Origin of the sequence: Pseudomonas fluorescens (assembly GCF_018614775.1) — a bacterium.
GTDB lineage: Bacteria > Pseudomonadota > Gammaproteobacteria > Pseudomonadales > Pseudomonadaceae > Aquipseudomonas > Aquipseudomonas fluorescens_BY.
The window spans coordinates 21,680-33,896 of the sequence record NZ_JAGGOF010000101.1; the positions used below are offsets into that span (position 1 = coordinate 21,680).

Consider the following 12,217-nt stretch of genomic DNA (forward strand, 5'->3'; position numbering starts at 1 on the left):
TGTGCGCATGGCGCCTTCGGGCGCGCCGGTTTTAGGTATGTCACCGGTCTACTAACCTGCGCACAGCCGCCACCCTATCGTTTAGTAGCGAAAAGGTTGCGGCCTAACTGAGAGACATACCTATGTTCAAAGCAACTCCAAATCCCCCAGATGCAGACCCCACCCCGCAATCCGCAAAATCCAAGGCCAAGCAGCAAGACGAAACCACCAAGCGCGTGCTTGATCACTACTTGCAGCCCAAGCCTGATAAATCCACAGACGAACCGAAACCGGGGCAGATATTCACCGTTGTGAAGGGTCTCGATAACGAGTGCTTGCTCGCCAACCTCACTGAAACGCTGGCGTCAGCCGATGCCATGGTGGCTGACCTGGCGTTCGACCTGAAAGGCTCGCGGCGTCATTTGGCGATGGGGATTCAACAGTTGATTGAGCTGAGTTCGTTGTTGGCGAATCAGGTGTTGGATAACGTAGAACCGCGTCAATAGTATTTATTCGCTAACGTAAAACCCGACGTTTTGCGTCGGGTTTTTGGTTCTTACATCCGAAATGTCTACGGCGATTATGCCCAGCCGCTTATCAAGCTGATATCAAAGTCGTATTATGGAAGCAATTGGCCACAAAGTGCTGGCCCGCCTAGGTGCAAGGGACTGATGAACAACCTGAACTTCCAAAACGAAAGCCCGTCGGACGTTGATGCTTTCAAAGGTGAGAGCCATGATCGAGTCGCTCAAGCGATGCACGATTACCTCAAGAAAATGGGTAACCACAGAGTCATTGGCCTGGATGGCGAATTCGGCTCCGGCAAAAGCTCAATCCTCCAGATGCTTGAAAAAAAGATTGCGAAGGAGAACTCGAAGACGAAGCTCTGGGTTTTTGACTGCGAGCAAAATTACCAAGGTTCAATCAAGAGCAATTTCATCGAGGTACTTTCCGAAAATGTCACCTCCCTTCTCAAAGAGCAGGGTCGCGATAAAGAAATTTCCGATGTAGAAACAAATCGCGACATCGCACTTGGTCGACACTACAGCTACACGAAGGACACCCGAAGCCACATCAGCATCTGGGCGGTGCTGCTGATCACGAGCGGTGTTCTCGCTCCAACCTTCATTCGTGATTATTTAATTCGGCTTCATAGCGATAGCCCACTAGCATATTGGCTCCACGGTTTGTACCTGCTAGCGTGCACAGCGCCTGGCTTTATTTTATTTCTAGCGTACCTAGCCAGCCGGAAAGAAAAAAATCCCAAAAAACGATGGAATCTTACCAGCCTTCTCAAAGGTAACTCCGACGACCGAATCACTGAAACTGTTGAAGTCAGCAAGGAGGTCAGCCCTCACGATTTGAAGCGGGCACTACAAAACCATTTGCATGCGGTTAAAGATCACCACATCATCATCGTGATCGACAACTTGGACAGACTGCCACGGGACGTCCTGCGGTCTGTGTGGAGCGATTTGGAAATTTTCACCTCCGTTACAGGTCAAGAAAATCTGAGTGTCATCGTTCCCTTCTGCTCCACAAAAGTATCTAAGTACCTGAACGGAGATAGTGAGCAGACGTACGACTCTAAGGACTTCATCGCTAAGAAATTTCCAGTCGTCTTCAGAACTCCCCCGATTATTACATCCGGCTGGAAAGATGCGTTCAGAAGGCTGTGGACTCAGAGCTTTGGTACTTCCGATCTGTCAGAAGCCGATGTATGTAGCGTCATCCTGCAGCGCCATAGCCCAATGGCTGGCGGGCTTGTGACCCCTCGGCTACAGAAGAGATTCATCAACGACATCGCTACCACGCTGCTGGTCACTGCGGACAACCCAAGCGTGGTTTGTATTGCGGCATACTTGGCGATCTGCAAATACAACGGTGTGGCTATTGAAACCATGCTTAAAGATTCGGATGTCCAAAATGTTGTACAAGAAGTAGCGAGCGCCATTGAGGCTGCAGATGCCGCCGTCCAAGCTGTGACCCTCAATATCGACAAGACCAAGCGCACGCTGAAGGCGTTGTTGGGCGAAGACATGAAGACAGGCTGGCCAATCCAGATCCTTCAAATCCACTTCCAGACATCTAGGGATATCGCCATCGCGGAACTGATCGACCAGCCGCTTGAGGATGCTATCGACTCCCAAGATGGTAAGAAACTCGCCACGCTCATTTCTTACTTCGGATTCAAGGACTCCTTCATCCGGAATTTGGAGGGTGCGACTTCCGCCTCCAGTCTTTTCAAAACGCTCTATCAAGCGTCCAAGATTGAGGGTTGCAGTGTCGACGACCTGTTGCCTCAAGTAAGTGCCAAATTCATTACTGGCAACCAGCTAAATGCCGAGAAGGTCGACGCCGCATACTTTGAGTCGATCAAAGGATTGATTGCCCTCGGATTACGAAAAGAGATTTTCACGAGCGCATTATCAACAGCTAAAACTGTATTCGAAGAAATGATAGAGGAGGCGTACGAATTAGACTCCGTTGAAGCCTACCGAGAAATCATATCGACGTACGACAGCTACTTGGACTCAATGAATGAAGACTTCAAGCCCTTGGTCATTAGCAGCGCGGAACTGTTATTTCAGATGATCATGCCCGATCCAGACTTTAAGAAAATTGATGCGAGTAAAATCACTCTCGACGACAGCGGCCAAAAAGACGCCGTACTGCAATTGGCATCATCAGAGCATGAAAATCTGGATAGAATCCCGCTTGATGAAGACGACTGGCTACCTTGCTTCACAGCTTATTTCGCGCAGAAGAAGTTGAGCACTGCTGTTAGACCGTATTTCATGGACAAGGAGCAGCTTGCTTCAGTTACGACGGCAATCGATTTAAATCCTGCGGAACATAGGGTTTGGTTCGCAACAGCGCTGCTCGGTAACCTTTCTAGCGCGATTCCACAACTGATCCAACAACATCTACCCGCCGTAAAATCCAATCGGATCAAGATATCGATGGCGGTTATATACATGAGACTTAAAACAGGAGCGCCCCTAGCCGAAATTCCGGGAATCGACGAAGCGTTCGAGGCCGAACAAGTGTACTTGGACACCTTGGTACGGGCAGCAAGCACTTCCGAACATCTCTTCAAACTGGCATTAGAGGATGAGTGCTCACAACTTGTAGCACCAATTTTGGCGAGATTGATCAAGGGCAAAGCCATCGCCACAGTACAACCAGATTATCTATACGAATTTTATTCAACGCTAGCCGACACTCTGAGTGAATACGATCTGACAGATACTGAGTTGCTGGAATGGTTTACATCGTTCGAGCTTAAGGCCGAGCGGTTACCGGCGCTATCGGACATCGATACGATGTTTTTGAACCATATCCTTGGAGGATCAAACGCTAGTTTACTGGAGCTACGTGCTGCCTTACTTGAACGGAGTTTTGGCGGGGAAATTGATATTGTGGCTTGGACAAAGCTCATCGAAGGTGCTGACACCAACGAGCGAACCGCCTTGACTTACATGCTTAATCACAAGATTGATTTTTCGGGTGAAGCATTAGCCCACCAAGCCGTTTCGGCGTTGTTGACGGCAGCGGTAAAACAGACCCCATTCGTCAAGCCATCCGCAGCGAATATTTTCAACACTAAATTACTACTTAACCTCTTTGAAAAAGACAGACAAGCCATCATCGGCACGGTGCTTCGTCCATTTCTATATGATCAAAAGGTTACCGTGGAAGCGTCCCTTTTTATTCTTAGCGAGTATGGTGCGCTGCTAGCAAGTATCACGCCTAGAACACCGGAGGAAGAGGAGCGCCTTCTTCAGATACTCCTACTGATGCATAGCGACCCTATGGGGACTACTGCCGCTACGAATTTCTTGGATTCAAGGGCCTTACAGTTAACTGAATGGAAAATCTCGAAAGAGCACAAGGATACTTACACCTCTCTCATGACCAAATTGAAGACTAGTCTTCCAACTATTTATGCCAATTTGTCAGAACAACACGGATACAGGACGCGGATGAAAGAGCTGGCAAAATCCTTATTTGGCAAGGAATAGTGCAAGACACCAAAACCCAGCTGCGTGCCGGTTTATCCCGACCGGCACGCGTGTCCATTTTCCTGGCCTTGGTTTGGCTGCTTAACCCAATGACCCCGCAACCGGCGTAGTCCCCCGGCCAATCAACCGCCCCAACACCCCACTCTCATCAAACAATGCCCCTTTCGCCGCCGCATCCGAATCCGCCAGCAACGCCGCCAACCCCGCCGGCAACCCGATACTTATCAACACCGCCTCAAACTCAGCCTGCGGCAGGTTCTGATAAGCCACTGGCTTACCGGTTTTCTCGCTGAGCGGAAATGGGGACAGACCACGATTATGAGGCAGTCCGATTACAGGTGAGCCCTAGTCGTGGTCTGTCCCGGGCTTTTCGGTCTATATTCAAGGGGCCCCCTTCAGTAACATTCGCGTGGATGCTTGCTCCTGCTTCTCCGTCTTATGAGAGTCAAACCAGTGCCTGACCACGCACCTCCGAGCCACGTATCCTTGCGTCTTTGCCTACAACCGCATCAGAATCCGCCGGCTTTTCAGCCTTATCCTCGGGCTCTATCGTTTCCTTATCACTGGCCGAGCCGGCATCGATGACTCTCAGGCATGCTAGCTCCCCTCGGGAAAGTCATAGGCCCGGCCGCATCAAGCTTCAGGCAGCTAGCTTTGGTGGCTCATGTTCACCGGTACACACCGTCTATATACTCAAATCATGGAACGTATCCAATCAATCAATCTCGCGCGGATAGACTGGTGTTGTACCGATCACGGTATGACGCGGGACGAGCTCGCCCGTGAGATCGGTATAGCACCTGCCAGCTTTGAAAAAGTGATGGCCGGCGAGACGGGACTGACCTTCAACCAGTTGCGTAAGCTGGCGGCCTTTTTCGGGCGAGGCACCTTATTTTTCGTGGAGCCAGGGCCGGTCAACGAGGCGAAGGTGCACTCGCCGCAATTCCGCACCTTGAGCAATCAGAAACCGGAGCTTTCGCACCGCCTGAAGCTGTTGGTTGAGCGAGTGGAGCACCATCGCACCGTGTACCTTGCACTACGTGAGGAGCTTGATCCGACGGAGGTCGTGCGTTTCTCGCCGCCCGACCTGGCAGGCCTGAGTATTCCTGATGCCGCCAGCCGTGTGCGTGAATGGCTGGGGCTGGCGAACCATAACAATTTCGACAGTTATCGTAAGGCCATCGAAGCGCGCGGCCTGTTGGTCTTCCGCAGCAATGGCTACAACGGTAAATGGCAGATTGCGAAGGAAAGCCCAATCCTCGGCTTTTCACTCTACGACCCTGAATGCCCGGTAATCGTCATCAAGAAGCAGGATGCAGATACCCGCCAGAGCTTCACGTTGATGCATGAGTTGGGGCACCTACTTATCCATCGTGCAAGCTCGATTGACGATGAAGAGGATTTGTATTCGACGGACGATGAAGAGCAAGAAGCGAACGCTTTCGCCGGCCATCTATTGGTCCCCGATCGGTTTCTGTTGAACATTCATGATAATGAGCGCCCTGTTGAGGCGGCCGAGTTTGATGGCTGGCTGGAACCACAACGCAGGGCGTGGGGTGTAAGCGGCGAGATGATCCTAAGGCGTCTGATGGATGCCGGACGTTTGCCAAGCGAAGCCTATGCCGCATACCGGCGGTGGAGCAAGCAACGAGCGATGCCTGAAAAAGAGGGTGGCAGCCGAGAGCACCGCAATCGCGAACCCCGGCGCATTTTTGGCGATGGGTACGTGCGCACAGTGCTGGAAGCCATGAACGCTCGTCGTATCACTCTCGCCAAGGCAAGCAGCTATCTCGACAACCTTAAGATCTCGGACCTGCACAAGCTGGAACGCTTCTATGCAGGTGTTTGATGCCTCATCCATGCTTTACGCATGGGATAACTACCCTATCGCCCAGTTTCCGGGGGCTTTGGGCATGGACGGCGGATCGAGTGATGCAGGGGGGGATTCGGATGTCCGAGGTTGCCGCCGAAGAAGTTGGACACAAAGCACCGGAGTGCGTGACCTGGCTGAAGGATGCAGGTCTGCAAAAGATGCCCGTGACCGAGGCGATCCTGTTGGAAGCCTTTCGTATCAAAGGATTGCTCGAGATCGAAGAAGACAAATATGGTGCTGGGGTCGATGAAAACGATCTATATATCATTGCCACCGCGAAGCTCTATGTTTGCGAGTTGGTCACGGATGAGGCGTTTCAGCCTTCTGCGAACAAGCTCAAACGCAATTGGAAGATTCCTGCGGTTTGCAATATGGAAAGTGTGCAAACCCCTTGGATCAACTTCCTCGACTACATCAAGCGATCACAAGCAGTTTTCGGGTGATCATCACTAGGAAAAACGTGCAATTCCGCCCGAGGTACCAGTCCAGCAAGGCGCTGACCGAATAGAAATTATGCAGGTCGTAGGCGCGGCCTTTGACCTGGACCTCAATGTGGCCAACGTAAAACCTCGAAAGTGCATGGCGGGCTCCTCATAGCGGCGGGTAGCCAAGAACAGGAATAAAAGGGCTCAAGCAATTGAAAATGAGACGGGGGCAAATCTGTCCATTCCCCTTTAGCCAACCTCCTCAAACCGCCGTCGCTTCATGAACAACCCCATCCCTATCGCCACGGCAAAAGCCGACAGCAACCCCAGATCAAACCCCAACAAGCGGTTCTGACCTGCCATGAAGCAGCCAACCGCACCCGCCGCCACCAACGCCACGCCTAGCCACTTGCGTAGCAGATAGGGTTTGAGGAATCGATCGAGCAGAAAGGACAACGCCAAGGCAATGACCAATTGAGTAATTACGGACATGTACGTCTCCAGTCAGGCCTTGATGATCAATGTCGAGAGAGTGCGTTGCGGGCCGATGCCGCCGTTGACCTGCGCCTCGATACTGACCAGGACGTCGCCCGCATGGTAGGTGGGCAGGATTTCATTGGCATATGTGCGCACACCGGCCCCTACAGATGCCGCCACGTAATAGGGGGCCACGGCCTTGGCGGCGGCAGTGAAGGCCGTGGTTGCAAGGTTGGCGATCGTGGTGCGCTGGGCGTTGAGGGCATCGCCCTGTTGTCGGGTCAGCGGCTTGGAGATGCCGATCATCATCACGCAAGGCAGGCCCCTGGCCTGCATCTTGTCGTACACCTCGACGACCTTGCTGTTGACTTCATAGTGAGCGCTTTTCGCTTCGCCAAAATACAGCCCACGCAAACATCCGCGATCGTTGTCCGTGAGGGTGATCTGCGAGACGTTGAAGACGATCCCGTAAGTGCCAATGTATTGGAAATTCCTTTCGAACTTCATCCCGCGCATCCTTTCGAGACAAAGATGGCGATCTTTCCACAAGGCGCGCATCGAATTCAAACTTTTTCAGCTTCGTGTAAGTGCCACCCCCCTGCATTGTGATCAGCTAGCAAGTAATCCCTTTGTATGTTTCCGCTGATTCTCACAGGGCTTGAGTGAGTGTTTTTAAGAACTATCTGTAGGAAAACTTAACGATCGCCTGTATAGAAACTTGATGTAACAACTAACCCCTCACAATCGGAATTGCCCTTTTGCAACTCTTCGCTGCTGATGGAAACTCCATGTTCATCCACCCGCGGGCGGAAATGGGGACAGACCACGATTATGAGGCAGTCCGATTACAGGTGAGCCCTAATCGTGGTCTGTCCCCGGCTCTTCCTCTTTAACTATCTTTAGCTATCTATTGCTAGGAATCACTACGCTCCCCACCAAGCGACGACTTACGGTCAACCTTTTTGGCATTTCCATAATTACGAAACGTATAAGACGCGACCGCCAGGCAGCCACAAAAAATCAGTGTTGCACCTAACGCCTGGAAATAGCCGACAGCCAACATCCCCATGCCGATCAAAAAGTAATACATCAATCCAAATACAGCGCCGGCAGTCCCAAGCCGATCACCATAGGCGACAAGTGCCGTCCCCAGGACGTTAGGAATCGCAATGCCAAATGCGACCACTACGAGCAGCATGGGGAGCAAGAACCAAACCGTACCCTGAAGCAGCTGGACGCCCACTCCGCCGACGAGAACCGAGACAGCGGCGACAGCAATCAGTCGCTCCCCGTCGGCGCCATTTTTTAGCAACTGTCGATTCAGCCAGGCACCCAGTGACGCTCCCATTGCCAGGACCACGCCGCTATAGCCGTAAAGTTCGGGGCTGGCATCCATGCGCTGGAACTCGAACGGGGCGACCGCGTAGTAGCTCATCATCGCGACATTGAAAACGGTCACCAGTGAGGCCGAAAACCAGATGGAGCGGTCGCTGAACATAGTCCGAAAGGTCGACGCCAAGGGCGCTTGGCTGCATAGCACTGGCCTGGTTTCCGGAAGCGTCAAAGCGGACCATACCCACAACAAGGTCGACAGTGCCAGCAAGCCGAGTAGCACGCCTTTGTACCCAGATATCTGCACAAGCTCTGCACCAAGGAACAGGCCAATGGCTGGGCTGACCGCCAGGGCCATGCCAATCAAAGAGAATGCCTTGGCCAGTTCTGCCCCACTGAATCGGTCGCGCAACATGGTTTGTGTGACAACGGAACCGACCGCCGCGCCCAACGCTGCGAGCGCCAGGGCCACCAGCAGGCCTGTAAACGTCTCGACGAACAGCGCACTGACCGTGGCTGCGACATACAGTGCGAGGCCCGACAACATGGCAGGCCGTCGCCCGATCCGATCGCACACGTAGCCCCAGCCCATGACGCCGAACGCGAATGCCACGAGGTACACCGTAAGGGCCTGTGACGCCTTCTCAGGCCGAACGGAAAAAGCCGCCGCGAAATCGGTCAACGCTGGGCTGTACAGCGTTTGCGCCAACTGCGGGAATATCAGCAGAACGATGGCTAACGGTAGCCTTAACTTCCCTTGCACTCTTCACACCCACGCTACTCAATAAAGTGGGCCTATTATTCAGCGTGCCGAAATGGCAGAGTCTCGATATAAAGACAAGATATGAATAAAATCGGACGACCTTATGGCGTGGCTTCAAGCAGCAGATTCATTTGACCCCGATGGTTTCGATGCTCCTGTCGTCGGGATTGCCGCGACTTTGGTTGGGCACGACTCGAACCTCCATCAGCACAAACGTGGACAATTGCTTTATGCGCGCCAGGGTTGCATTCGCATCACGCTGGCAGAGCAACTCTGCCTTCTTCCTCCTTCCCGCGCCGCATGGATACCGCCGCAAACGGCTCACGGTGCCGCGATGCGCAACGTCGTGAATTACCGGTCGCTGTATTTCACCCCTGAGCTTTGCGCCAAGCTACCAAGCCAAGCGCGGGTCATTGACGTCAGTCCACTGCTTCAAGCCGTGCTGGAACCCATGGCCATCGCAGATTTTGAGCAGGACTGGAGTGAGCAGCGCTACTTACACCTGCTGGGTCTGTGCATTCATGAGATAGGGGCGGCACCCAGCCAACCCATGCTGCTGCCGCTCCCTTCTGACAGGCGCTTGGCGATGCTGATCGCTCGGCCTGAAAATCTGCCGCCGACACTGAAGGTTCTGGAGGGTGAGATCGGAGCCAGTGGCAAAACCATTGGCCGTATCTTTCAGAGGGAGACAGGCATGGGCTATCAGCAGTGGCGCCAACAATGGCGTCTCATGCGAGCCATCGAGTTAATGACTACGGGGTGCAGCCTTGCCCATACGGCCACCGAATTGGAGTTCTCGACTGACACTGCCTTTATCGTGTTCTTCAAAAACATGACAGGACGTACGCCGAAAGGGTTTTTCAAATGAACAGGTGAAGTGTCGTTTGGCAGCATGGGACCGGATTTGTTTTCAGAAAAAACACATCTCGAACTCGCAACAAGTATCCCAATCACCCACCGGCCAGATGTCTCTCGATTAACCCCGCTACCTCAACCGCATGTGTGAACCCCAAACTGTGATCAGCGCCAGGAAAAACGTGCAGTTCCGCCCGAGGTAACAGTTCAGCAAGACGCTGCCCGACACGAACGGGACTGATCGGATCCGCATCACCCCAGAGGAGCAACACTGGCATACGCAACTCAGCCAACCGCAACGTGAGATCAGTGCGGTCGTCGAGAAACCACCTCGGCAGCATCGGGTTGGCGGCAGCAAAATCCGGGCGCCAGTCCTGCGCGTCCAGATCAGACATATCCACCCCACCAGAGGTGACAGTCAGCACCAGGTGCGTGATCAACTCAGGGCGTTCAAGCGCCGCAAGCACCGCGACGATACCGCCCATGGATTGAGCCACCAGTGCGGCGGGCTGGTCGACCTCGGCCAGCACGCGAGTCGCCAGGTCTTCCATGCCGGTTATGCCAGGCACGGGCGGCGTGTCTCCAAAGCCGGGCCAGCTGATATGGACCTGCTGCGCGGGGCCAGGCGCTCGGCAACCGGGTGCCAGAACTGGGTGTTGCCTGAGGCGCCGGGCAGGAAGAGGAGTTTGGCGGGGGGTGTGGCCATGGGTTCGGTCCTTGAAGGTGGGATTGAAAAAGTCAGTGATCCCTTCGGCAGAAGGTCCGTTGGTAGAGAGAGACCAGTCGCAGTGATAACCTGCGAGTTCTTCTATAAATGACACTGGATACAGTTATGGAAAGCGGTTTGAGGACGCTCGGAGCTAGCCTCGCCAACCGTATAGTGATCCCCGCCGCCTGGTTATCGGGGCTCGCGACGATAGGACTCGTGTGGGGCGTGATGGCCTATTGGCCCGATAAACTTACAGTCGAAGGACGTCAGCTCTTCCTGGCTTCTGTTTCTATTTTTTGCCTCTCCATATGGCACCTGATACGGCGCAAGAGACGAGCCAAAGCACTTGTAGCCTCCATCAACCTGAAAGAAGGTCTGAGTCTCGACGATACTCAGCTGCTTGGCTATCCAAGTCCCCTATTTGTTGCCTTTGATCTCTCCAATCAGAAACTCGCTCAATGCCAAAGCGTCACCGGTGATTATCAAATTCAAGACTTCACGTGGGTCACCGGCTGGCACTGTGAGTGGCGACGGATTGACAGCAGGGTGTCGGGCGGGGTTCTTCGAATAGTCGATGGGGCAGGCAAGGGCATTCCAGCCGACGAGATTCGGCGTAATTTCATAGGGTTCTCACTGGTTTTGACGGTTGCCGATACACGTCATCCTCCCTTCCGTTTCCCAATGAACCGGAGCGCAGCTGAAAGGTGGTGTACCCGGTGCGATGTACTTTTCAAGGGCTGAACAGGAACAACAGACGTATTGGACTCAAATCATTTCAGCATGCTGGATAACGTCGACCCACGTTAACCGCACCGTTCGTGGCGAGGGAGCTTGCTCCCGCTGGCCTACAACTCAACCAGAATCCGCCGACTTGTCCGCGTTGCCCTCTAGCTCTATCGTCCTCTCCACCACTGGCCGAGCCGTATCGGTGACCCTGGAAGCTGTCGATGTACCCAGGATCGGGAAGTGCTGCCATCCCCTCCCGCACACTACGAACTGCGGCCTCTATATCTGTAGCAAAGGAAGGTCTACATCGCATGGACACTCAAGAAATCAAGCAACGCCTTGCCCGCCCCGCCGTGAAGTTTGTTGCCGGCGGCTTTCGTCCTGCCGGCACTGATGAAGAAAGCTGGCTGGGCAACGTCTTTCTGTTCCGGCCTGATGAAGAGGTACCCACCAACCAGGCCGGCCAACCGTTACTGCCCTACGCGCAGTTTTACCTGCCCGCCCTGCCCTTCAAAAGCCCGTTGCTGGCCGGGGTTCGGGTGTTGACGGTGTTCATTCAAACCCGTTTCCCGAGTGCTTGGAGCCGATGGGGAATAACTGGGTCGTCCGTGAATATGGGTCCGATGATGTGTTGGTGCGCAAAATGCTGCCGGTGGCCGGTGCATTTCTAAAACCGTTTCCGCTGAATGCACAAGCGGTAGCGGAAGACTTTCCACTGTGGGATGGCGGCGGTGTCCCGGAAGACCTTGAGCAAGAAATTCTCGCGCTAGAGCGCGCGGGCGAGATACAGAGCTATTACGATTTGACCACCCACACTTACGAACACAAGATCGGCGGTTACCCCTCGTTCTGCCAATCGGGTATTGATCCAGGTGAAGGCTTCGAGTTTGTGTTCCAGATCTCATCGGACGCGAAGATCAATCTGAACGTGGTCGACAGTGGAAGCCTGATGTTCTGGAAGCACAACCAAACTGGGGAGTGGGCGCTTTATTATGATTTTTACTGAGGTTTGCGAACCATCCTCTTCCCACCCGGATCGTTCCCACGCTCTGC

At 53.6% G+C, this 12,217-nt stretch carries 10 protein-coding genes and 2 pseudogenes; 7 read left to right on the forward strand and 5 right to left on the reverse strand.

The window, feature by feature from the left end; all coding sequences use genetic code 11:
* Window positions 1-122 precede the first annotated feature (122 nt).
* Both J7E36_RS22750 and J7E36_RS22755 read left to right on the forward strand, forming a co-directional pair.
* Window positions 123-485: a DUF6124 family protein gene (locus J7E36_RS22750; protein WP_215008181.1), complete on the forward strand. Its 363-nt coding sequence runs from the start codon at window positions 123-125 to the stop codon at window positions 483-485.
* Between the two features lie 165 nt (window positions 486-650).
* Window positions 651-4,004, forward strand: a complete 3,354-nt coding sequence (locus J7E36_RS22755; protein ID WP_215008188.1) for a P-loop NTPase fold protein — start codon at window positions 651-653, stop codon at window positions 4,002-4,004.
* An 81-nt stretch (window positions 4,005-4,085) separates the two neighbouring features.
* Here J7E36_RS22755 and J7E36_RS25335 read toward each other — a convergent pair.
* Window positions 4,086-4,298, reverse strand: a pseudogene (locus J7E36_RS25335) (KR domain-containing protein); the annotation flags it as partial.
* Window positions 4,299-4,704: 406 nt separating this feature from the next.
* On the opposite strand from J7E36_RS25335, the gene J7E36_RS22760 reads away from it, so the two are divergent.
* Both J7E36_RS22760 and J7E36_RS22765 read left to right on the forward strand, forming a co-directional pair.
* Window positions 4,705-5,853, forward strand: a complete 1,149-nt coding sequence (locus J7E36_RS22760; RefSeq protein WP_215008189.1) for an ImmA/IrrE family metallo-endopeptidase — start codon at window positions 4,705-4,707, stop codon at window positions 5,851-5,853.
* Window positions 5,854-5,954: 101 nt separating this feature from the next.
* Complete coding sequence (locus J7E36_RS22765; RefSeq protein WP_231286538.1) at window positions 5,955-6,320, forward strand: DUF4411 family protein; 366 nt, start codon at window positions 5,955-5,957, stop codon at window positions 6,318-6,320.
* A gap of 231 nt (window positions 6,321-6,551) precedes the next feature.
* Here the strand turns inward: J7E36_RS22765 and J7E36_RS22770 are convergent, their stop codons facing one another.
* The 3 genes from J7E36_RS22770 to J7E36_RS22780 form a co-directional block, all read right to left on the reverse strand.
* Window positions 6,552-6,794 carry a hypothetical protein gene (locus J7E36_RS22770; RefSeq protein WP_215008191.1) on the reverse strand — a complete coding sequence of 81 codons (243 nt, stop codon included), beginning with the start codon at window positions 6,792-6,794 and terminating at the stop codon, window positions 6,552-6,554.
* A gap of 12 nt (window positions 6,795-6,806) precedes the next feature.
* Entirely contained in the window at window positions 6,807-7,286 is a 480-nt protein-coding gene (locus J7E36_RS22775) for a hypothetical protein (RefSeq protein ID WP_215008192.1), read from the reverse strand.
* Between the two features lie 406 nt (window positions 7,287-7,692).
* Window positions 7,693-8,874 carry an MFS transporter gene (locus tag J7E36_RS22780; protein WP_215008193.1) on the reverse strand — a complete coding sequence of 394 codons (1,182 nt, stop codon included), beginning with the start codon at window positions 8,872-8,874 and terminating at the stop codon, window positions 7,693-7,695.
* Window positions 8,875-8,977: 103 nt separating this feature from the next.
* Here J7E36_RS22780 and J7E36_RS22785 point away from each other — a divergent pair, with 103 nt between their 5' ends.
* A complete protein-coding gene (locus tag J7E36_RS22785; RefSeq protein WP_215008195.1) occupies window positions 8,978-9,742 on the forward strand; it encodes an AraC family transcriptional regulator in 765 nt (254 codons plus the stop codon).
* 82 nt (window positions 9,743-9,824) lie between these two features.
* On the opposite strand, the gene J7E36_RS22790 is transcribed toward J7E36_RS22785, so the two are convergent.
* Window positions 9,825-10,550 carry an alpha/beta fold hydrolase gene (locus tag J7E36_RS22790; protein ID WP_231286539.1) on the reverse strand — a complete coding sequence of 242 codons (726 nt, stop codon included), beginning with the start codon at window positions 10,548-10,550 and terminating at the stop codon, window positions 9,825-9,827.
* 11 nt (window positions 10,551-10,561) lie between these two features.
* Between J7E36_RS22790 and J7E36_RS22795 the strand changes: the two genes are divergently transcribed.
* On the forward strand, window positions 10,562-11,179 hold the full coding sequence (locus tag J7E36_RS22795) for a hypothetical protein (RefSeq protein WP_215008197.1): 618 nt from the start codon (window positions 10,562-10,564) through the stop codon (window positions 11,177-11,179).
* Window positions 11,180-11,475: 296 nt separating this feature from the next.
* Window positions 11,476-12,170, forward strand: a pseudogene (locus tag J7E36_RS22800) (DUF1963 domain-containing protein).
* Window positions 12,171-12,217: the final 47 nt, after the last annotated feature.